The sequence below is a fragment of the Anaerolineales bacterium genome, assembly GCA_037382465.1.
GTDB lineage: Bacteria > Chloroflexota > Anaerolineae > Anaerolineales > E44-bin32 > WVZH01.
The window spans coordinates 28,089-50,203 of the sequence record JARRPX010000015.1 but is presented as its reverse complement, the minus strand read 5'-3'; the positions used below and the strand labels follow the sequence as shown (position 1 = coordinate 50,203).

Below are 22,115 nucleotides of genomic sequence, written 5' to 3'. Positions count from 1 at the left end.
AACCTTGGAAGCAGATGTAGCCTTACTCCATATCGCAGGTGGCGGTGTCAGAATCACACCGCCACCCGGCACGGCCGCACAGACCGCGCCGCGGCGGGCAGCGCGCGGGCGCAAGGAGGACATGCTCTTCGTCACCTTGCGGTTTTCCGATGGCAGCAGCCCCCCATCCGGATTCATCGACCACCTCACGCGTCTTGCTTTGGACGCCTACTTCGGCACGCCGGGTTCGGTGACCTCCGCATTGCGCGAGGCCGTGGAGACCATCAACGATCACCTCACCGACCTGAATCAAGATGAAGAGGTCAGCGAGCCCATCCGCTGTCATTTTTTGGCCGGCGCGCTTCACCTCGGAGATCTGTACATCGCGCAGGCGGGAACCGGACAGGCGGTACTCGTACGTCCCGGGCGAGTGCTTCGATTGACTTCCGAAGAGGCAAGCAGACGACCGTTGGGCGCCTCCATCTCGCCTTACGTGCGCTACCATCACCTCGAGGTTCAGCCGAACGATCTTTTCATTCTTACCACGGCTGCGCCCCCCATCTGGTCGGACACGACGTTATCCGGTCTCTCGTCCGTCGATCCGGTACAGGCGATCGATCGTCTGGTGGCCGCAAGCAACGACGATCTTACCGGCGTGCTTGCACGCCTGGTCGTGCGGGGTGAAAGGAAAATCGCCCAACAGGAGCCGGCCGCAAACACGAGGAACGAGCTGCAAGGTGAATATGCACAACCACGTACCGGCCCACAAACCGCAGCTCACCGCCGCGCCGCAAGGCCGGCGCGCAGCCAGTTCGCGAAAACGTTCGATGATGTGCGGGAACAGATTTCCGACGGTCTGATTTCCCTGCGTCACCGTTTTGCCAATCTGCTCACCGGTATGATGCCGGGTCTCGTAGAACCGCCGGCGCCCGGTGAATTATCCACCCGTTTTCTCATCGGAACCGCCGTGGGCGTCCCGCTGGTTGTGGTGGCCATCGCGGCCGTCGCCTACTTCGGACGCGGCCGCTCGCAGCAATTCGAAGAATATCTGTATCAGGCCGAAGCAGCGGTTCAGATCGCAGAGATGAAACCGAGCGCAGAGGCGGCCCGGGGCGATTGGGATGCGGCACGCCATTTCCTGGAACTGGCAAAGGACTACGATTGGAATAAAGAGGCCGATACGTTGTGGCAGAAGACCGTCGAGGCGCTGGATGCGCTTGATTTGATCGGCCGCCTCGAATTCAAACCCATGGTGAGCGGCGGATTCGGCAGCGACACGAACATCACCGCATTGGCGGCTTCCGAAACCGATATCTACGTCCTGGATTCGGAACACGAGATTATGTGGCACGCCTGGGGCACGCCGGAACGGGGATACAAGATCGACCCCGCGTTCGATTGCCTCAACTCGAGCACCCAATACGCCGATCTCGACCCGATCGTGGACATCGTCGTTCAACCCGAGCCGGGTGCGCTGGGCGCGGAAGGCGTCGTGGCCATCGATATGGACGGCACGCTGCTGTACTGCGCGCCGGAACGCCAGCCGGCGATCGCACAACTTTCGCCACCGGACATCGGCTGGGGACGAATCCGCGCCATAGACGTTCTCGAAGACACGTTGTACGTACTCGATCCGCTCAAGAATTCCGTCTGGATCTACAACGCGACCGGAGGCCTGTTCAGCGGCACGCCGGAATTGTTCTTCGTGGAAGACGTGCGTGATCTCGGCGGGTCGATCGACATGGCCATGGCCGGGGACGAGTTGTTCATCCTCTATGCCGACGGCCGCATCGACCGCTGCCGGCGCTTCGAGGAAACGAACCGCATACGCGTGGAATGCGAGCAGAATCCGCAATTCCAAGACGATAGACCGGGGCACGAGGCGGCACCGCAAATTCCCGGCGCCATCGCGGCAAAGATCGACTATTCGCCGCCCCCGGAGCCGTCGCTGTATTTCCTCGACATCTTCAGTAACAGCGTACTGCACTTCAGCATGCGGTTGGTCTATCAGGGAAAATACCTGCCAACGGAGCCCTTTGAAGGCGAAATCTCTGCCTTCACGCTCGGTCCACCGAACGATATTTACCTTGCAATCGGGAGCCATGTGTACCACGCATCGCCGAATCGATGATGTGGCCTTTGACATCCAATACACGCAAGGTTAGAATGAAGCACGTTAATGTATCAAAGGAGTTCCGCCTTTGAGTCGCTGGCCCGGAAAATACGTCATCGGCCTCACCGGCAATATCGCCACCGGTAAAAGCGAATGGGTGCTGGACGGCGAGGGGCAAATCGACCGAGCCAAGCTGGCAAAAGTCGTCTTCTCCGACCCGAAAGCGCTGGAACGACTGGAGGCCATCGTTCAACCCCTGGTCACCCATGCCATTGATATTCTCATCCGCCGCTCGAAACACAGCGTCGTAGTGATCGAAGCCATTAAATTGCTCGAAACGGACCTGGCTGCAGGCTGCGATACCATCTGGGTCGTGGATGCGACCGAAAAACTCCAGGTCGCGAGACTGATCCAAAAACGCAACATGAGCGAAACGATGGCCAAACAGCGCGTTGCCTCGCAGCTCCCGCAGGCGCTGAAACTCCAGTCCGCGAAGATCGTCATCACCAACAACGGCTCTTTCGAAGACACCTGGGATCAGGTACAGGACGCCTGGGCATCGCTGCCGCAGCCCGAAGAACCGCTGCTGCCGGAGCCCGAAGTATCCCGCCCCGGCGAGTACATCGTGCGCCGCGGCCGGCCCAAAGACGCCGACGAAATCGGCCGCTTCATTACCCACGCCACGCACGGAAAACGGCGCATGTCGCGTGCGGAAGTCATGGCGGCTTTTGGGGAAAAAGCGTACCTGTTGATCGAACAAGACAGCCGCCTTGCGGGCGTGACCGGCTGGCAGGTCGAGAATCTGGTCACCCGCATCGACGAGCTATATTTCGAGCAAGGTTTGGCCGTCGAAGAAGTGATCCCCGCATTGATGCAGGCGGTCGAAGAAGCCTCGATTGAACTGCAGAGCGAAGCTTCCCTGCTGTTCCTGCCTCCCTATTTGGCGCAGCACGTCGGTGCCTGGCGGGCCGTGGGTTATAAACCCCAGACCATTCAAGGCCTCGGCGTCCGCGCCTGGCAGGAGGCTGCCATCGAAACCATGCCTCGCGGCGCTTCGCTGTGGTTCAAGCGTCTGCGCGAGGACCGCATCCTGCGGCCGCTGTAAATCGCTCCTTTCTCAGAACACGATCCTCCGATCGGGTCATGGAAGACAATTTCCGCTGTTAGTTATCAATTCTATGCAATATTTATTGCTGTGAGGATTTGTCGATCCGCAGCGCGGTCCCCTCGGAAGTCTTTACTCCACTTCCCCATGGCGGATACGTAAGTAGGAATCGTAGCGCTCCGGGCTGATCTTTCCCGCTTCCACGGCGGCGATGACCGCGCATCCGGGCTCGTGCTCGTGGGTACAGTCGCTGAAATCGCATTCCGCCACAAGTTGGCGCATCTCCGGGAAATAAGCGTCCACTTCTTCGGGCTCGATGTCCCACAAGGCGAAGGCCTTCAAGCCCGGCGTGTCGGCGATGTAGCCCCCGCGCCGGAGCGGAATTAGCTTGGGCACGACGGTCGAATGCTGTCCCTTCCGCGTCGCTTCACTGATTTCCTTGGTCTCCAGGTCAAGCCCGGGCTGTACGGCGTTCAACAAACTGGTTTTTCCGGCGCCCGAAGGACCTGCGAAAACGGAGATTTTCCCGCGCAGTATCTTGCGCAGACCGCGTATACCCTTTCCGTATAACGCCGAGGTGTAGATCACGCGGTAGCCAAGATGTTTGTATTCCCCGAATTCCGCTCTGGCGCTGCGGCGCGTGACCAGGTCGATCTTGTTGGCGCAGACGATTGCCGGGATTCCTTCGCGCTCGGCGACGACCAGGAGGCGATCCAGCATGCGGAAATTGGGGTCCGGATCGGCGCAGGCGAAGACGAAGATCAACTGATCCGGATTGGCCACGATCACCTGCTCCACTTCGATCTTGCCCGGGGATCGCCGCGATAGCACACGCCGGCGCTCCTCGACCGCTTCGATCGTTGCCGTGCCGTCCGCATGCACCTGAACCCAGACCTGATCGCCCAATGCGGCGGCGTCGGTCTCCATGCGTTCTTTCGTCAAGCGGCCGCGCAGTTCCGCCACGACAATGCCTTCGTCCGTTTCGACGTGAAAGAAACCGGATTGCGCACGTACGATCAGGCCGGGCATTTTGCGTTCTTCAGTCACGGGTTCGCCTTTGGTTAAGGTTCGGGTGTGGCCGTTGCTTCCCCCTCTTCCGGTTCCGGCGTTGCCGTCTTGGGCACACCGATGCGCGCCTCCCAGGGGTAGAGCGACTGCGCCTGGCCGCGGAAATAAGTTTCCACGATTCTGCGGAACACCGGCGCCGCCCAATCCGAGCCTTCGCCCCGGTAATCGAGCACGACAGCGATGGCGATGTCCGGTTTATCTTCGCGCCCCTCGAATGTGTATCCGACGAACCAGGCGTGCGGGTTGTCGCCCTCGCCCGCCGTGGTTGCCGTGCCGGTTTTGCCGGCGATGTTGACGCTCAGGCCGAGGAACTTGCGGTAGGCCGTGGCCGTGGTCACGCGCACCACGTTGGTCATGGCCTGCTGGATGACCGCCAGATTCTCCGGGCTCACAGGCAGTTCGCTCTGCGCCTCGGGAGCAAACTCGTAGCGCACGTCCCCGTCGGCGTTCTCGACGCGCAGCACCAGGCTCGGCCGGTACAGCGTACCGCCGTTTCCCACCGCAGCCACCAAACGCGCCATTTGCAGCGGTGTGACCAGCATCGCCCCCTGGCCGATGGCGAGCTGTACTGGATCGTGCATCTCCCAACCCGTGCCGACTTCAGCCAGTTTCCATTCCGGGTTGGGCACCAGGCCCGCAGCGTCGCCGATCTCGATGCCGGTCTCTTGTCCCAATCCAAACGCCGCAGCCATATCGGGAATGGCAGTGGGCATTCCTTTGTCGAAAAGATCGAGCCCGATGTGCCAGAAGTACGGGTTACAGGAGTATTCCAGGCCCTGGACCAGGTTGATCTTCCCGGCGGGAGGCCAATCCCTGTCGTAGCGCCAGTCGTGCAAGATATCTTCCGGTCTTCCGGTCCGCTCGTAAAGCTCCAGGAACTCCAATTGACAGTCGTACATCGTACTGGCGGTGTACTCTCCGGATTCGAGCGCCGCCGCCAAGGTGACGATCTTGAACGTCGAGCCCGGCGGGTAGGTGCCGTTCGTGGCGCGATTGGTATAGGGCTGCAGCGGGCTTTCGCTCAACATCGGAAGCGCGTTGCCGAACTGCGCGTTCGGATTTTCGTAGTCGAATAGATTGGAGTCGAAACCCGGCGAAGAGGTCATCGCCAGCACGGCGCCCGAGTCGCGTTCGAGCACCACGATCGCTCCGGCAAACTCGCCGAAGGCTTCCTGCGCCGCCAACTGCAGATCGCGATCCAGGGTGGTGTACACTGCATAGGGTAGCTCTACCTCGCGCGAGGCGAGCGCTTCCGTGATTTCGCCCTGCGGGTCGGTGAGATACAGCGTGCCGCCCGGCACGCCGCGCAGTTCGTCTTCGTAGACCGCCTCGATCCCGGTGCGGCCGACGAACTCGTCCCCCGCGTAACCCCGCGCCCGGAGTTCCTCCAATTCACTTTCCTGAATCTGGCTGACGTATCCAACGGCGTGCGGTGCGGCCGCGCCCGCAAAAGGCGTGAGCCCTTCTCCAAAGTAGTAGCGGGCGCCGTACAAGCGCACCTTGACTGCATCCAGGTTGGCGATCAATCCGCCGTAATTTTCGTACGTGCTGTAGGGCACCGTTCCCAACATGGTGAAGTAATTCGTGTAACGGATGGGCGCATAGCGCTGGACGATCGGATCGCTGTCCGGCAGCCCGAACATGCGCCGCAGCGCCGAGAGCATGGCGTCTTCCGAATCCGCGTCGCCGATCAAATCGGGCTGCAGCCACAAAGCGGCCACGTTGGGTTCATCGGCCGTCGCCTCGGAAGCCAGCGCCAGGCCGTTGCGGTCGTAGATGTTGGCCCGCGTCGAAGTCAGCGTGGTCATACGCAAACGGTTGCCGCCCTCCAGTTCGGGCAGGATCATGCCCTCCGTCCAGGCCACACGCCAGTCCGCGCCTTCGCGCTTCAGGTCCATGCGCGTCTCGCGCACGATGTCCCCGACGACTCCGCTGGTCAGCGTCAGACGGTAGCGCACCTCGGCGGCCTGGGGGCTGATCACCAGGCTCGAAACGATCTGGTAATCGAGGCTGATGATGTTCGCCGTGGTGCGCACGTACTCATAGCGCTCGACGAAATCGTCTTGGGACAATCCATCCCGGGTCAACGAGCTCAGGAGTGCGTACATGGTGTCGTAGTCCATGTCTTTCCACGCATCCAGAAATCGGACCGCCATCTCATCCGGGTTCGGGGCTGCCAGCGTGGTCACCTGTGGGCTGGGCAGCCCTTCTCCTCCGTCTTGATTCGGCGTGCCGTTCGAACCCGTACAAGCAGAAAGCGCGAGTGCAAAGAGAAAGACAATCGATAGTCGTTTCACGATGCGTCCCTCAATATCTCCGCGTACACCGGACAAGTATAGCTGGTATACGCCTGGCATGCCGCCGGAACGTCTATCGGCGGCTCGACTCCCATTCGTCGCGCGGCGCGCACGAGATGACACAATGGCAAACCCATCACGTTGGCAAAGCAGCCGGCCAATCGATCCACATCGACCGGATGGAAATCCTCGTCCTGTATTCCGTATCCGCCGGCTTTATCGAAGGCACGTCCGGAGGCGACATACGCACGCAGTTCCTCCGTAGCGTATTCCCGCATCGGGACGGACGTCTTGCAGGCTTCGATTTCTACCGATCCGTTACCGGGTTGGCTGATCGCCAGCGCCGTCACGACGGTGTGATTCCGCCCGCGCAGTTCCGTCAGCATGCGCAGCGCATCTCGCTCGTCACCCGGTTTGCCCAGCAGCCGGCCCTCGTATTCCACGACCGTGTCCGCGGCGAGCAGGATGCCCTCCGGGTTCGACCGCTCCAGCGCACTTCTGGCTTTCGCCTCCGCCAGGCGGCGGGCCAATGCCTGGGCGTCCTCGCCGGATTTCGTACGCTCGTTCACGTCGGTGGAAATAACGCGTACGTCCCATCCGGTCAGTCCCATCAAATCCCGTCTTCTCGGAGAGGCCGAGGCCAGCGTGAACGCCTGTCTTTCCGTTTCCTTCCCTGTCACTGCGATCGTACTCCCGATTACGCACAGCAGCTTGATTTCATCCCGTGCGCAGTGCAAGTGTCCATCGAGGGGACATTCTAACATAGCCTGCTTAACTCGGAGTCCAGCACCCATGCAGCCCAAACGCAATGCCCTACTGGCCGTCATCAACTTCATCAGATACACATAGGGAAAGCCCGATGCAATTCTGATAGAAAAAGCCTCATGCAGGGCGACTCGTTGGTACAATATCGAATAACCGATGGACCTCTTCGATCACGCCTTGAGTGAACGTTTGATGCACGAAGCGCCCCTGGCAGCGCGTGTTCGGCCGCGCAATTTGGATGAATTCGTCGGACAGGAGGAAATCGTCGGCGAGGGATGTTTGCTGCGCCGCGCGATTCAAGCCGATCGCCTCTTCGCCTCGATCATTCTGTGGGGCCCGCCGGGCACCGGAAAAACGACTCTGGCGATGATCATCGCCAACACGACGCAATCCCACTTCGAGACCATGTCAGCCGTGTTGGCCGGGAAACCGGAACTGCGGCGCGTGATCCACGAAGCCCAGGAACGGCGCAAACTGTACAACAAACGCACCATCCTCTTCGTCGACGAAGTCCACCGCTGGAACAAAGCGCAGCAAGACGCCCTGCTGCCCCACGTCGAGAACGGCACCATCACGCTGATCGGGGCGACCACGGAGAACCCGTATTTCGAAGTCATCGGTGCGCTGGTCTCGCGCTCGCGCATCTTCCAACTGCGGCCGCTCGACGACGACGATTTACGCCGGGTCATCGAGCACGCGCTGCACGACAAAGAACGCGGTTACGGCGACAGATCGATCAAGATCGACGAGGATGCACTGGCACATCTCATTCACGTCGCGGGCGGCGACGCGCGCAATGCCCTCAACGCCCTCGAACTCGCCGTCGAAACCACCCCGCCCAATAAAAGCGGCACGATTCACATCGACCTCGACGTAGCGCAGGAATCGATCCAACGCCGGGCCATTCTCTACGACAAGGACGGAGACGCACATTACGACACCATCTCTGCCTTCATCAAATCCGTGCGCGGGTCGGATCCCGATGCCGCGCTCTACTGGCTGGCCAAGATGCTCTACGCCGGCGAGGATCCGCGCTTCATCCTGCGCCGACTGCTGATCCTGGCTTCCGAGGACATCGGATTGGCCGATCCGATGGGATTGGTCGTCGCTGCTGCGGCGCTGCAGTCCTTCGAATTCGTCGGTCTGCCCGAAGGGGTGTACCCCATCGTGGAGGCCACGCTCTACCTCGCCACGGCGTCCAAATCGAACAGTGCGGTCTCCTACTTCAAAGCGTACAAATTGGTCGAAGAAAGGGGCATCGTTGATGTGCCCAAACATCTCCAGGACGCCAATCGCGACGCAAAAGCACTGGGGCACGGCGAAGGATACCAGTACCCGCACGAATTTCCCGCCCACCACATTGGCCAGCAGTATTTGCCCGACGAGCTCCTGGGAACGGTGTTCTACGAACCTTCCGATCAGGGGTACGAAACGGAAGTCGAAAACAGGCTGGCGCGCTGGCGCGAGGCGCAGCGTAAAGCGCTGGGCATCGAGCAGGTCGAGTCCCTTCCCGAGCCGCAAGAACGCGAAATCCAAACTATCAAACGAGACCTCACCCGCCGTGGCGATCAAAAACGCTGAGCGACGCGTATGACCACCATCCTGCTCATCCGGCACGCCGAGAACGACTTTGTAAAAACAGGGAAACTCGCCGGCCGGCTTCCCGACGTACACCTGAATGCGCGCGGTAAGCTGCAAGCGGAAGCCCTGGCGGAAGTGTTGAGACCCGTCAGACTGCGGGCGATCTTTTCCAGTCCGCTCGAACGGGCGTTGGAAACCGCCGCACCGCTAGCCGCAGCAAAGAAAAAGGATGTCATCGTCAGAGAAAACCTGGGGGAGATTCATTACGGGAAATGGCAAGGCGCTTCGCTGAAAAGGCTATACCGGCGGAAGCTGTGGCGGATCATACAGAGCATCCCCTCATTGGCGCGTTTTCCCGAGGGCGAATCCTTCCCCGAGGCCCAGGCCCGCATCGTCTCCGAACTGGAGACGCTGCGCGCTCAATACGGGACGCCCAAGGCGGTCATCGCCTGCATCTTCCACTCCGATCCGATCAAGCTCGCCCTCGCACATTACATCGGCCTGCCGCTCGACCTTTTTCAACGGCTGACGATTTCACCAGCTTCCATCAGCATTCTCCAGGTCCACGGCGCTCACGTACGCCTCGTCGGTCTGAACGACCGGCGCGCCACCTTGGCGGCCGAGCGAGGATGATATACTTCCTGTAGCACTGGGAAAAAGCGATGGTTTCAAAGGAGACATCGTTGCTGGAGTCCGGATGACATCCAAGGAATACGATCTGAAGCCGGTAACTCGAATCACGACCGGGGCCATTGGCCCCGTGGGCCAACGCGTGTTCTATATCCAGGCAAGCAAAGGTGAGGAATTAATCACCCTGATCGTTGAAAAGCAGCAGGTGCAGTCGTTGGCGATCGGACTGGAACAATTTCTCGCCGATCTCGACGAACGATTCCCGGATCTCTCGAACGCGGAAGCGGCCTTCGTCGAAGATGAAATGGAGCTCGAAAAACCGATCGATCCCGCCTTTCGTGTCGGACACATGGGCTTGGGATACGATGAAGACAACGATCTTTTAGTGCTCGTAGCGCGCGAGATAGAAGCCGAAGGCGAAGACCTCGATGCGGGCGACGTCGCGCGATTCTGGTGCACACGATCGCAACTCCGCAGTATGTGCGCCTGGGGACTGGAAGTCGCCAGCCGCGGACGCCCGATTTGCGGAAACTGCGGTCAACCCATCGATCCCGAGGGCCACTTCTGCCCCAAACGCAACGGCCACAAACACTAACGTTTCCGGGAACCCATCCTGAATTCAGCAGTAAGTATGCGCTGCTATTGATGTCGAAGTGGAAGACGATGATTCCAACGGATACGGAACTCCAGAAAGTGCTGCACGATCTCACCTTCGGTGAGATCGAGGTCGTCGGTCAATTCACCTGGAGTTCGAATTACACCTTCCTCGCCCAGGTGACCTGCGATCAAGAAACGCTACCGGCCGTGTATAAACCATCCCAGGGGGAGCGACCGTTGTGGGACTTCCCGCGCGGGACACTCGCCGCACGCGAAGTTGCAGCTTTCATCACCAGTAACGCGCTGGGGTGGAATCTCGTTCCCCCGACGGTGCTCCGCCGGGATGGCCCTGCCGGATCGGGCTCCCTGCAGTTGTTCATCGACGCCGACCCGGAACGTCACTACTTCAGTTTCAGCGAGATGGAGAAACAACGGCTGCGCCCGGCCGTCGTCTTCGATTTTCTGATCAACAACGCCGATCGTAAAGGCGGCCATGTTCTCCTGGCGCCGGATGGACACATCCACTTGATCGATCACGGCGTGTGCTTCCACCAGGACTACAAGCTGCGCACCGTGGTGTGGGACTTCGTCGACGAACCCATCCCGCAGGAACTTCTCGCCGACGTGAAGGCGTTTCTGCAGCGTCTGGATGAGGCTGGGGAGTTGTACACCGCCTACGAGGAACTGCTTTCTGAAGACGAAATCCAGGCGCTAAAAGATCGTGCCAGGAAATTGCTCGTGGCCCGGCGCTTCCCCAAGCCCGGCCCGGGGCGGCCTTACCCGTACCCACTGGTATAATCCTTCGCAATTAACGACGCAGTTGATCGAGGTAGCATGCAGGACGTAAAAATCGCTTTTATCGGATTCGGTAACGTCGGCCAGGCATTGGCGCGCCTCTTGCTCGATAAGCAAAAGACTCTGCGCGACAGACACGGCATCGCCTGGCGTGTCGTGGGCATCGCTACGGGACGTCACGGGACGGCGCTGGATTCACAGGGTATCGAGCTCGAGAAAGCCCTCGATCTCGCCGGCCGAGGAGTATCGCTCTCCCGGCTCTCGACGGTAGAGACGCCGGAGGATAGCCTCGATTTCGTCCGCAGATGCGGCGCGGACGTTCTCTTCGAAAATACGCCCGTCAACTACCAGAGCGGCCAACCGGCAATCGACCACATCCGCACCGCGTTGGAAAACGGAATGCACGCCATTACGGCCAACAAGGGACCCGTGGTCCATGCCTTCGACCAATTGACCGTGCTGGCGAAGGAGCACGGCAAGCGCTTCCTGTTCGAATCCACGGTGATGGACGGCGCCCCGGTATTTGCAACCTGGCGAGAAACACTTCCGGCCGCCGAAATCCTTTCCTTCGAGGGCATCCTGAACTCGACCACCAACCTTATCCTGTCCCTCATGGAAGACGGGAAGTCCTTCGAGGAATCGGTCGCCGCCGCCGAAGCCATCGGCATCGCCGAAAGCGATCCGCAGGGAGACACACAGGGATGGGACGCCGCCATCAAAGTGGCGGCTCTGGTCACCGTGCTCATTGGATCCCCGCTCACACCGGATCAGGTCGAACGTGAGGGTATCGAAAATATCGATCCACAGGACGTCCTATCGGCTGCGGCGGAGAGAACGCGCTGGAAACTGCTCTGCCGCGCGGAGAAACACGATGGGGGAATCCACGCCAGCGTGCGGCCTACGCTTGTGGGACCCGAGAATCCGCTTTTCGACGTGCAGGGCACATCCTGTGCCATCACTTTCCGCAGCGACGTGCTCGGCGATCTCACGATCGTCGAATCCAACCCCAGCACGCGGACAACCGCCTACGGACTCTTGGCAGATTTCATCCAGGCATTCAAGTAGCAACCGGCACGTCTAGGCATCACCTATTCGATCTGCGATATTCGGGAGAATCACATTTGGATCACAATCCTTATTCTGCACTCTTGCTGATCACGGTGCTGGCCGTGGTCGTTCCCATTCTCACCAGCCGCATCCGACGCTTGCGTCTCCCCATCGTCGTCGGCGAAATATTCGCCGGCGTGATCATCGGCCACAGCGGCTTCAACCTGGTCGACAGTTCACCCATTCTGCAATTCCTTGCCGAATTCGGGTTTGCCTACCTGATGTTCCTCTCGGGATTGGAAGTGGATTTTAATTTGCTGCTGCCCACGCGCGGAAACAGCGCAAAGCATGCGTGGTGGAAACAACCGCTCCCCGTCGCCTTCATTCTGCTGACGGGCACCCTCGGGCTTGCGCTGCTGGGCGCGTACGCCCTATCGTTGCTGGACGGCGTCCAAAATCCGCTCTTGATGGCGCTGATTCTCAGCACGACCTCGCTCGGCGTCGTCGTCCCGGTGCTCAAGGAAAGAGAAATCCTGGACTCGCGTTATGGGCAGTATTTGTTGGTGGCAGCCTCCATCGCCGATTTCGTCACCCTGCTGTTGCTGACCATCGTCATCGCCATAAACAGCCAGGGACTGACGCTCGATCTGCTGCTTATTCCAGCGTTATTGTCGCTGTTCGTGCTGGCGGCAAGGATCGGGCAGCGTTTCACCGAGGCGGCTTTCCTACGCCGGATTCTCAGTGACCTCTCCAGCGCCACGGCCCAAATTCGCGTTCGCGGCGCTTTCGCCCTGATGGTTTCCTGGGTGGTGCTTGCCGAGGCGCTCGGTGTGGAGCTGATCCTCGGAGCGTTTTTGGCCGGTGCGATTGCCAGCCTGATCGCCGGATCGACGGACGTCGAATCACGTGAGAAACTCGACGCCATCGGCTACGGCTTCTTCATCCCCATTTTCTTCATCATGGTCGGCGTAGAATTCGATCTGAGCGCGCTGATCGAATCTCCTTCCGCCCTGCTGCTCATACCGGTGCTCGTTGTCTTGGCCGCTTTGGTCAAAGTCATCCCGGCGTCGATCTTCCGTTTCCAGTTCCCGTGGCGCGCATCGCTTGCGGCGGGTTTCCTGCTCTCCGCCCGGCTCTCTTTGATCATCGCCGCCGCATCGATCGCCCGCGATCTGGGCGTGATCAGCGAGGCGCTGAACGCCGCCATCATCCTGCTCGCCATCATCTCCTGCACTTTCGCACCACTCCTCTTTAACCGACTCTATCCGAAAAGCGAAGAAGCCGTCCGCCAGGGCGTGATCATCCTGGGGCAAGATCAGATGGCCGAATTCCTGGCTGAACGCCTGCTGCCGAGCGGCGAACGGGTTTCCGTTATCTGCCCGGACGAAAGCCGCATCCCAGCCTTTGAAAAGCTTAAAGTGACGATCCACCGCAACTGTACGGATTTCCATTCCGCATTGACCGTAGCGGATGCCGCGACGGCCCGCGTCCTGCTCGACCTGACCAGCAGTTCCACAGAAACTCTGGAGGTATGCAGCCTCGCCCGCCTGACCTTCGACATCCCCCTGGTGATTTCACGCATCAGCGACGTCGAATTGATCCCGCAGCTTCAAAACTTGGGTGTGAAAGTCGTTCAGCCTGCGCTCGCGACTGCGATGGCGCTCGAAGGCGCCATTCGCTATCCGTTGGCGTTCGATATCCTGCTGCACGACACGGCCGACGTCGAAGTTGGAGAGGTATACTGCAGCAATTCCCGGCTGGCCGGGATTCCCATGCGCAAGATTCGCTTGCCCGGCAACGCACTCATATTGAGCATCCAGCACGAGGAAAGCGTCTCCGTGCCGCACAGCGATACCGTTCTCCAACTCGGAGACCGCATCGGCCTGATCGGCAGCCCCGATTCGGTCGAGCAGGCGATCGCCTTGCTGCAGATGCCGTAGCGAAGAGTGCAATCATTTGGGACGACAGGGTTGACGATGGTATCGTTTTACAGTAGACTAGGCACATCTTTCAAGAAAGGAAGGCGCACCGAATGATGAAAATTCGCCTCAGCAGTATCCAGGTGCTTCGCATTCAGTCCGATATTGGACTCGTTGCCAGCATGCCTTCGCGGAGTGCGCCTACCGACAGGTAACCATCTCGTATTCACGAGACCGCGGTGCGCTCCAGCGCCCGCGGTTTTTTATTTTCGTCCGACTTTTGGCCGCGGAAAACCGCGGCCGATTTGTTTATAAAGGAGAATCTCGGTGAATCAAAAAGCGATTGATGTCCGGAACGCATACAAGATTTTCAACAAACCCAACCTTCTTCTCTGGCGCCGCAAGGAGAAAAACGGCCAGGACGGCGCGACCGTGGCCGTCGATCACGTCTCCTTTCAAGTGAAACGAGGCGAGATCTTCGGCGTCCTGGGACCGAATGGTTCCGGCAAATCCACGTTGGTGCGCGTGATCGCCACGCTGCTCTTGCCGGACGGCGGCGATGTGACCATTCTGGGGTACGATGTCGTCCGAGAACCGATCAAAGTCCAACGCTTGATCAATCGGGTATCCGTCGAGGCGGCATTCTTCAAAAAATTGTCCCCGATGGAGAACTTGAGCTACGCCGCGCATCTCTACGGTTTGAACAATCGTAAAGCCCGCCAGCGTGCGCTTGAACTCCTGGAGCGTCTGGGCCTCGAGCGTGAATCCGCCGGAAAACCGATCGAGGAAATGTCGCGCGGTATGCAGCAGAAAGTCGCCATCGCGCGCGCCTTGCTCACCCGGCCGGCCATCCTGCTGCTCGACGAACCGACCACCGGGTTGGATCCACACTCCAAACGTGAGGTTCAGGCCCTGGTACGTGAAGTGCGCGATCAGGACGGCACGACGATCTTGCTGACGACGCACGACATGCTCGAGGCGGACAAACTGTGTGATCGCATCGCCATCATGGATCTGGGCAAGGTCGTGGCCATGGACACGCCGGCTCGATTGAAGAAGCTGGTCAAGGCGACCAACGGCCACGAACCGACCCTGGAGGACGTGTTCCTCGAACTCACGGGGAAGAAGCTGGCCAAACCGAACGGAAATGGGACAAAGGTGGACTGAGAGACGCCCGCCTTTGTCCGCAACGAAGCAATCAAGGAGGCAAAGCAAAAATGGTATCGTCAGCATTTCAAGAAATGAGAGCTTCCTACGCATTTGTGGAGCGCAACATCTATCTGGTGAAACGCTACTGGTCCTGGGAGATGGTCTGGATGACCTATTCGATCACCAACAGCCTGTCGGTGAGTTACATCGGCATGGGCATGGAACAGGTGGGCGGCGAAGGTGTTGACGGGCGTTTCCTCGTACTGTACCTGGTGATCGGGACACTCGTATGGCGCTATCTGGCGACGATCTTTTACTGGATCACCGACATCATTGGACTGGAACGCTGGGAGGGCACGATCGAGTACACCCTCATGGCCCCAATCCGCCGCATCACGCACATGACCGGGCAGACGATGTTCGCCGTCGTGTACAGTTTTTTATTCACGAGCGTCATCTTGCTGGTGACAGTTGAGCTTTTCGACATCAACCTCGCCCAGGCCAACATCTTCGGCGCAACTGTCGTACTGCTTTCCGGCAGTCTCTCGTTCATCGGTGTGGGGATCGTCGGCTCGATTTTGCCGCTGCTCTTTCCGGAGCGCGGCGCGCAGATGACGCACGTGATCATCGCCACACTGCTGCTCATCTCCGGGGTCTACTACCCGATCGACGTGCTCCCGGATCTGCTGCAGAAAGCGGCGGTCTTCTCGCCTGCGACGTACGTGCTGCAGGGGGTGCGTTCCGCCATGCTCGATGGCACCGCACTCGGCAGCTTGTGGTCGGATATCTGGCCGGCGCTGCTCATCGGTGTGATCGCCATTCCCATGGGTCTACAGATCTTCCGTGTAGCCGAACGCTACGCAAAACGCACCGGGAAACTGAGCCGAGATGGATGATTCAAGTTACATTGAAGAGGTAGAAATATGTTGCAGGAACACGTACAGAGAAAACCCATAGAGAGAAGCACATTTCCCATGCAGGTGGATGTGCGCTACCGGCTCTATCGCGGCGAGAATGACATCGCCATCATCGCGGACATCACGCAGCGTTGCTACGACGTCGAGGCTATCGATTTTCGTTGGAGTGAGGAGGATGCCGCGCGCACCTTTGCGTACCTCGATCATTTCAATCCCTTCAAGAACGTGCTGATCGCAGAAGCGGCGGGTGATGCCCTTGCCTTCGTCCGGGTTCATTGGAATCAGGAAGAGCCGGGACCGCGCATCTACCATCACATCGGACACGTCCTGCCGCGCTGGCGCCACATGGGAATCGGCACCGCGCTGCTTCAGTTCGCACAGCAACGCTTGCGCACGCTCGCAAAGAGCCATCGTTCGAACGGTCCACGGTTTTTCCAGACCTGGGCTGCGGACAGCGACACCAGTTCGATGACGATGCTGGAATCGCACGGCTACCGGCCAATCCGATTCGATTACGACATGCTGCGGCCGCTTTCGGAACACATCGAGCGAAAACCGTTGCCCCCGGGTTTGGAGATCCGCCCGGTGAAACCTGAAGACTACCGTCTGGTATGGGAAGCGATGGACGAAGCGTTCCGCGACCATTGGGGCTACGTTCCGGTGTCGGAGTCGGCCTACGAATGGTGGCAGAAAAGCGACAGTTTCCAACCTGAGTTGTGGGAAGTCGCATGGGACGGGGATCAAGTCGCCGGGATGGTTCTGAACTTCATCGACCACGCCGAAAATCGACAATACGGTCGAAAGCGCGGCTATACGGAGAACGTCTGCGTTCGCCGACCCTGGCGCAGACGAGGTCTCGCTCGTGCACTGCTCACCCAATCCCTGCACTCGCTCAAGGGCATGGGCATGCAGGAAGCGTGTCTGGGCGTCGACACACGGAATCCCAACGGTGCACTGCAGTTATACGAGAGCGTCGGATACAAGTCGGTGAAACGCTATACGACCTACCGGAACAGTATCGATCAGACAGATTCGACCCGCGGATGAGTACCGCAAGAAAGAGAAGCGCATATGAAGCCAACACCTTTTTCAGCTTTCGAACGCAGGGGCTTCAACGTCCGTCCGGCAACGATGGACGATCTCGAAGAAACTGTGAGCATGTTCAATCGTTGTTCGCAGAAGATGATCGGCGTGGACGAATTCACGCCCACCAAATACCGCCGCGAATGGCAGGCGCCCGGATTCGAACTCGAACACGACACGCGCCTCGTGTTGTCAAAGGACGACACGATCGTTGGCTGCGTTGAAGTCTGGGCAATTTTCGACCCTCCCGTTCACCCCTGGGTCTGGGCGCGGGTGGATCCTCGATGGGAAGGACAGGGTATCGGAACGGCGATGCTTCGTTGGGGCAAAGCGCGCGCCATCGAAGCCACTTTCGACCGCGTTCCCGAACCGTATCGTATCGCCATGTACTGCGGCACATACGGCGATCACCAGGCGAGCCAGGGCCTGTTCGAAGATTTCGGAATGCGCTTGATTCGACGAGCCTATCGCATGCGCATCGATTTCAACGGACCGCTATCCGAGTCAACCTGGCCCCGGGGAATCGGCCTGCGGACGTACAATCACGCCAAAGACGCTGAAGCCGTTTACCTGGCAAACGACGAAGCGTTCCGAGATCATTGGGGTTACGTAGAAACCACCTTTGAACAAGGGTTCGATCGCTGGTTGCATTTTCTCGTCAATCGCGACGGTTTCGATCCTTCCTTGTGGTTTTTGGCCGTCGACGGCGAAGAAATCGCAGGCATGGCATTGTGCAGACCGGAAGCCGACGACGACGCAGCGATCGGTTGGGTTGGAGAATTGTGTGTGCGTAGGCCCTGGCGCCGGAGGGGACTCGGTTTGGCGCTCCTGCGGCATGCCTTTGTCGAGTTTCGCCGCCGCGGCAAACAGGGCGTGGGGCTGGGTGTGGACGCCGAAAATCTCACCGGCGCCCTGCGCCTCTACAAACGGGCGGGAATGCACGTCGAACGCAACCGGCTGACGTACGCCCTCGAACTTCGTTCCGGTGTTGAACTGGCGACCGAGTCGCTCTGAATGCGGCCAACCGATCACGATCGCAAGCGGCGTACTTTCGGATACAATCTGCTTGCTGATCGATCAAGCCGGCGCGAATAACTGACATGGAAATCGACGGGGTCATGTTAAAAGCTGTCATCTGGGACCTGGGCGGCGTCATCGTGCGCACGCACGACCAAAGCGGAAGAACGCATTGGGAAAAGAAACTCGGGCTGCCCGACCGAAGACTATCGCAAATCGTTTTCGAGGGCGAGATGGGGCGCAAAGCCACACTCGGAGAAGCACGCCCGGATGACGTCTGGAACTGGGTCATCGAACAACTCGGCCTGCCTCCTGAAGCGCGCCCGGAATTGGAACGCGACTTCTGGAAGGGTGATCGGGTGGACTGGGAACTGGTGCAGTTCATCCGTGATTTACGCCCCAGATACAAGACCGCGTTACTCAGCAACGCTTGGCCGGATCTGAGAGAGGTGCTGCGAAATACTTGGCACATCGCGGATGCGTTCGATGAGATCGTCATTTCGGCCGAAGTCGGCATCGCAAAACCGGACGCACGCATCTACCAACGCACCATCGAACGGCTGAACGTCAATCCTGAACAAGCCGTCTTCGTCGACGATTTCCCGGAGAACATCCTTGGAGCAAGAGCCGTTGGTTTGCAGGCGATCCACTTCCAGACACCGGCCCAGACGATACGAGAAATAAAAGCCATCCTCGAAGGATAGCTCGCCCGTAACCGCCGGGATTTGAATGGGCGTTCCCAGAGATCAGTAAAAATCACCCAAATTTTGCCAAGAAAAGCTGCCCGCGAATCTTCTCGAAACGTCGCACCCTCCATTTATCTTGAGGGTTGATTCTTGTTGAGAACATAAGACCAACTTGGTGAAGTAACGTTCGTGGTCTATTTTCCGAGGACATTGGGAGTTTTACGATCTAAAAATCGGAGAAAGTCACTTGAGCATCGGATGAGGAACAACGCCGACGAGCTCCCTGCCATCCTCAAGATAGCCCGACACTGCCGCTCTCGTCGGGACGCCATCGTCGATAAACCTTAACGGAAGGGCATATTTCCAGCAGGTCGGCGCTATCTTTTCCTGAAACGCACGCTCTTTCTTTGGCGGTTCAGGGACGGAGCCGGAATTAGCCAAGGCCGACGAAGACAATCGATCTATTGGTGCCCTGGAGCTCGCACAACTTCAATTTAATAACCACAACGCGATAAGTCAAGGAACGTTAGGCTTAAAAAAAGTACTATTGGCTATCCGATATAACCTCAGCCGTCCAAATAACGACCGGTAGCCGCACGAACGAACGACGAATTCCGACCGCAGCGAGGGAGCCGATGTCATGGACACAAAAATAAAACTGATCTTCAATCCACACGCCAATCGCGGCCGGGCCTGGAACACAGCCATGGTCCTGCAGTCGATCGTCGAGCGTAGCGGCGGTGGCTCCTGGGCGGCAACGGAATACCCCGGACACGCCACCGAGCTTGCGGAACAAGCGTGCCGGGACGGTTTTGAAGTGATCGCTGCCCTCGGCGGCGACGGTACGGTTCACGAAGTCGTAAATGGATTGATGCACACGCCGGCCGAGAGCCGTCCCAAATTGGCTGCCGTGCCCCTTGGATCGGGCAATGATTTCTGTTCGAACAACGGAATCGCGGAAGACGCCGAGATCGCCATGCAGCGCGTCTACGCCGGCGAGACCGGTTCGATCGATCTGGGTCGGGTAACGGATGATTCGGGGCGTACGGAATTTGTCGACAACACGCTGGGGATCGGCTTCGATGCTGCGGTTACGATCCATTCCTACAGCATTACCCGCATCAAAGGCTTCGGCATGTACCTGTGGGCGGTAATTCAAACCATCTTGCGCAACCACGACGCACCGCATATGATCATTACAACGGACACGGAAAAGTTCGAGCAAAACGTGCTCATGCTGGTGCTTTGCAACGGTCCGCGCGAAGGGGGTGGCTTCTACGTCGCACCGGGAGCAAAATCGGACGACGGCATCTTCAACTACGCCATGATCCGGCACGTATCCCGTCCGATGATGTTCCGTCTCATACCAGAAGTGATGCGCGGCACGCACGGCCGCTTCGAACCGGTCCGCCTGGGTTCGTTTCGCCAGCTCGATCTCGTGTCCGACGATCCGTTCACGGCGCACATCGACGGTGAGGTTTTCGCCGGATTCAGCTCAAAAATACAGCGCCTGAAAGTCGACGTGCTGCCGCAGGCGATCCAGATTATCCGCTAGCCCGGCGCGAGGCACTTGCAGACAAGTGGGACAAGCGCGAAACTGCGTACTGCAGCCATGAGGACCTTACAGCGAACGCTCGAAGATTATGACCTCGGTCACCTACGGATCATATCTGAACTCTGGGGATTTGACGTTCCCTCCGCTTCCTCGCGCCACGCGGCGCAATCACTCACCAAGCAAATGCTGGATCCGCCCACCGCGCAAGAGATCGTCCAGTCTTTGCCCTCCGGTGTACGCAAAACACTCGTCTACATCCAACGCCACGGAGACCAGGCGCCGCTTTCCGATTTAATACGCATGTTTGGGCCGCTGCGCGAGATGGGTGCCGCCCGCCGTGATCGGGACAAACCATGGCGATCTCCCGCATCTCCGCTCGAATCGTTGTGGTATCGAGGCCTGATCGCACGCGCCTTTGGGGACAGCGAAACCGGCCCGATGGAGTTCGCATACATTCCCAACGATCTGGCCCACATACTCCCACAACCGTCCCGGCACGAACGCGAACCGTATGGCCATCCCTCAGAAACACCCGCCGTCCGCATCGCAACTTCATCGGCTGCCGTGGATGACGCCACGACGATTCTTGCAGCCCTACGAAAAAATCCCGAGAAGAGCGATACACTCAGCCAGCAGCGACGCAGCCGTCTGGCGACATTTCTACTGCAACCCGATTCGCTCGATTTCTTGATCTGTATTCTGCGCGAGGCCTCCATTCTTAACGACAAACCGCTCGCTCCGCATCCGGAAAACACGCGGGCATTCCTCGAAGCCACCCGGGCGGAGGCGCTGAAAACTCTGCTGCTCACCTGGCTTCGATCCACGGAATGGAACGACCTGCAGGGTATCGAATACCTGGAACGCTCGGGGGATCGTTGGCCGAACGACCCGAGCACTTCCCGTCGTGCGGCGCTCCAACTGATGCAGGAAATCCCCCACGGAACCTGGTGGGGGTTGGACGGCTTCGTGGAGGACGTACGCATACGACAGCCGGCTTTCCAGCGTCCGGCAGGAGACTTCAGTTCCTGGTATTTCAAAGACAAACGCACGGGTTCGATCCTGCACGGCTTCGACGATTGGGATGCAATCGATGGCGCAATGCTGCGGTACATGCTGCTGGGGCCACTCCATTGGCTGGGCGTAACCGACCTTGGAATGCTGTCTGAGCACGATGCCGCGGCGTTCTTCCGTCTCACGCCGGCCGTTTCGCTCTTCTTCGACAGTGAAACAGCGCTCACGATCAAGGAAAGTTCGGCCTCAGCGTCCATATGGGCGGACGCACGCCTGCGTGTACCACGGCGCGCCGTGAGATCATTGCGATATCAAATTGCACGTTTTACGAAGTGGGAATCGATAGACGAAGACAACTATCACTACCGAATCACCCCCACCACGCTGGACGTCGCGAAGGACCAGGGCTTGGAATACAGCCACATCCTTTCCATCCTTGAATCTGCCGTTGAAAAAGACATGCCGCCCACGTTAATCGAAGCACTGGAGCGCTGGTCCGAAAGGGGATCGGAAGCCTGGATCGAACGCAATCTGATCCTGCAGGTGCACGATACGCAGACTTTGGAATTTCTGCAGAACAATCGATCGACCGCCCGCTATCTACAGGAAACCCTCGGGCCGACGGTGATCCTCATCCGCGAGCAGGATTGGATGCATCTCTGTACGGCCGCAGCGAGATTGGGACTTCTCATCGAGCCGCCGGCCGTAGAATGATTCACAAATAGGGAATGAATTTGTATTTAGGATTTGAGGATCGTTGATCAGATTCAGTAGCTCAATATATCAATCACAATCGAATAT

General features: G+C 59.0%; 18 protein-coding genes. 15 read left to right on the top strand and 3 right to left on the bottom strand.

Annotation, left to right across the window (positions count from 1 at the left end; translation table 11 throughout):
• The first annotated feature begins 4 nt into the window (after positions 1 to 4).
• Complete coding sequence (locus P8Z34_05985; GenBank protein MEJ2550216.1) at positions 5 to 2,110, top strand: hypothetical protein; 2,106 nt, start codon at positions 5 to 7, stop codon at positions 2,108 to 2,110.
• 70 nt (positions 2,111 to 2,180) lie between these two features.
• Positions 2,181 to 3,197 (top strand): dephospho-CoA kinase, encoded by a 1,017-nt coding sequence (coaE, locus tag P8Z34_05980; GenBank protein MEJ2550215.1) that lies wholly within the window; start codon positions 2,181 to 2,183, stop codon positions 3,195 to 3,197.
• A 132-nt stretch (positions 3,198 to 3,329) separates the two neighbouring features.
• On the opposite strand, the gene rsgA is transcribed toward coaE, so the two are convergent.
• Genes rsgA through P8Z34_05965 form a run of 3 tightly spaced genes read right to left on the bottom strand, consistent with a single transcriptional unit; the run spans position 3,330 to position 7,242 of the window.
• Positions 3,330 to 4,244 (bottom strand): ribosome small subunit-dependent GTPase A, encoded by a 915-nt coding sequence (gene rsgA, locus P8Z34_05975; protein MEJ2550214.1) that lies wholly within the window; start codon positions 4,242 to 4,244, stop codon positions 3,330 to 3,332.
• 14 nt (positions 4,245 to 4,258) lie between these two features.
• Positions 4,259 to 6,562, bottom strand: a complete 2,304-nt coding sequence (locus P8Z34_05970) for a penicillin-binding transpeptidase domain-containing protein (protein ID MEJ2550213.1) — start codon at positions 6,560 to 6,562, stop codon at positions 4,259 to 4,261.
• Entirely contained in the window at positions 6,559 to 7,242 is a 684-nt protein-coding gene (locus P8Z34_05965) for a Maf family protein (protein MEJ2550212.1), read from the bottom strand. The genes P8Z34_05970 and P8Z34_05965 overlap by 4 nt, the downstream gene beginning before the upstream one ends.
• Before the next feature lie 241 nt (positions 7,243 to 7,483).
• On the opposite strand from P8Z34_05965, the gene P8Z34_05960 reads away from it, so the two are divergent.
• From P8Z34_05960 to P8Z34_05900, 13 genes are all read left to right on the top strand, one after another.
• Complete coding sequence (locus P8Z34_05960; protein ID MEJ2550211.1) at positions 7,484 to 8,908, top strand: AAA family ATPase; 1,425 nt, start codon at positions 7,484 to 7,486, stop codon at positions 8,906 to 8,908.
• Positions 8,909 to 8,917: 9 nt separating this feature from the next.
• On the top strand, positions 8,918 to 9,541 hold the full coding sequence (locus P8Z34_05955; protein ID MEJ2550210.1) for a histidine phosphatase family protein: 624 nt from the start codon (positions 8,918 to 8,920) through the stop codon (positions 9,539 to 9,541).
• Positions 9,542 to 9,605: 64 nt separating this feature from the next.
• The gene (locus tag P8Z34_05950; GenBank protein ID MEJ2550209.1) at positions 9,606 to 10,133 is read left to right on the top strand and encodes a DUF3090 domain-containing protein; all 528 of its coding nucleotides are present in this window, start codon (positions 9,606 to 9,608) and stop codon (positions 10,131 to 10,133) included.
• A 68-nt stretch (positions 10,134 to 10,201) separates the two neighbouring features.
• Positions 10,202 to 10,933 (top strand): SCO1664 family protein, encoded by a 732-nt coding sequence (locus P8Z34_05945; GenBank protein ID MEJ2550208.1) that lies wholly within the window; start codon positions 10,202 to 10,204, stop codon positions 10,931 to 10,933.
• A 36-nt stretch (positions 10,934 to 10,969) separates the two neighbouring features.
• Positions 10,970 to 11,995 (top strand): homoserine dehydrogenase, encoded by a 1,026-nt coding sequence (locus tag P8Z34_05940; GenBank protein MEJ2550207.1) that lies wholly within the window; start codon positions 10,970 to 10,972, stop codon positions 11,993 to 11,995.
• A 56-nt stretch (positions 11,996 to 12,051) separates the two neighbouring features.
• Entirely contained in the window at positions 12,052 to 13,917 is a 1,866-nt protein-coding gene (locus tag P8Z34_05935) for a cation:proton antiporter (protein MEJ2550206.1), read from the top strand.
• A 306-nt stretch (positions 13,918 to 14,223) separates the two neighbouring features.
• The gene (locus P8Z34_05930; protein MEJ2550205.1) at positions 14,224 to 15,063 is read left to right on the top strand and encodes an ABC transporter ATP-binding protein; all 840 of its coding nucleotides are present in this window, start codon (positions 14,224 to 14,226) and stop codon (positions 15,061 to 15,063) included.
• A 50-nt stretch (positions 15,064 to 15,113) separates the two neighbouring features.
• Entirely contained in the window at positions 15,114 to 15,941 is an 828-nt protein-coding gene (locus P8Z34_05925) for an ABC transporter permease (GenBank protein ID MEJ2550204.1), read from the top strand.
• A 27-nt stretch (positions 15,942 to 15,968) separates the two neighbouring features.
• Positions 15,969 to 17,009, top strand: coding sequence for a GNAT family N-acetyltransferase (locus P8Z34_05920; GenBank protein MEJ2550203.1), 1,041 nt, complete (start codon positions 15,969 to 15,971; stop codon positions 17,007 to 17,009).
• 24 nt (positions 17,010 to 17,033) lie between these two features.
• Positions 17,034 to 18,059, top strand: coding sequence for a GNAT family N-acetyltransferase (locus P8Z34_05915; protein ID MEJ2550202.1), 1,026 nt, complete (start codon positions 17,034 to 17,036; stop codon positions 18,057 to 18,059).
• Between the two features lie 104 nt (positions 18,060 to 18,163).
• Entirely contained in the window at positions 18,164 to 18,766 is a 603-nt protein-coding gene (locus tag P8Z34_05910; protein ID MEJ2550201.1) for an HAD family phosphatase, read from the top strand.
• A 622-nt stretch (positions 18,767 to 19,388) separates the two neighbouring features.
• A complete protein-coding gene (locus P8Z34_05905; protein MEJ2550200.1) occupies positions 19,389 to 20,303 on the top strand; it encodes a diacylglycerol kinase family lipid kinase in 915 nt (304 codons plus the stop codon).
• A gap of 57 nt (positions 20,304 to 20,360) precedes the next feature.
• Complete coding sequence (locus tag P8Z34_05900; protein MEJ2550199.1) at positions 20,361 to 22,028, top strand: helicase-associated domain-containing protein; 1,668 nt, start codon at positions 20,361 to 20,363, stop codon at positions 22,026 to 22,028.
• Positions 22,029 to 22,115 lie beyond the last annotated feature (87 nt).

Bases quoted from the DNA above. Each gene is read 5' to 3' on its own strand.
- P8Z34_05950 (MEJ2550209.1), top strand. From the start codon at position 9,606: ATGACATCCAAGGAATACGATCTGAAGCCGGTAACTCGAATCACGACC.
- P8Z34_05960 (MEJ2550211.1), top strand. From the start codon at position 7,484: ATGGACCTCTTCGATCACGCCTTGAGTGAACGTTTGATGCACGAAGCG.
- P8Z34_05910 (MEJ2550201.1), top strand. From the start codon at position 18,164: ATGTTAAAAGCTGTCATCTGGGACCTGGGCGGCGTCATCGTGCGCACG.
- P8Z34_05940 (MEJ2550207.1), top strand. From the start codon at position 10,970: ATGCAGGACGTAAAAATCGCTTTTATCGGATTCGGTAACGTCGGCCAG.
- P8Z34_05915 (MEJ2550202.1), top strand. From the start codon at position 17,034: ATGAAGCCAACACCTTTTTCAGCTTTCGAACGCAGGGGCTTCAACGTC.
- P8Z34_05925 (MEJ2550204.1), top strand. From the start codon at position 15,114: ATGGTATCGTCAGCATTTCAAGAAATGAGAGCTTCCTACGCATTTGTG.
- P8Z34_05920 (MEJ2550203.1), top strand. From the start codon at position 15,969: ATGTTGCAGGAACACGTACAGAGAAAACCCATAGAGAGAAGCACATTT.
- P8Z34_05955 (MEJ2550210.1), top strand. From the start codon at position 8,918: ATGACCACCATCCTGCTCATCCGGCACGCCGAGAACGACTTTGTAAAA.
- P8Z34_05905 (MEJ2550200.1), top strand. From the start codon at position 19,389: ATGGACACAAAAATAAAACTGATCTTCAATCCACACGCCAATCGCGGC.
- P8Z34_05945 (MEJ2550208.1), top strand. From the start codon at position 10,202: ATGATTCCAACGGATACGGAACTCCAGAAAGTGCTGCACGATCTCACC.
- P8Z34_05900 (MEJ2550199.1), top strand. From the start codon at position 20,361: ATGAGGACCTTACAGCGAACGCTCGAAGATTATGACCTCGGTCACCTA.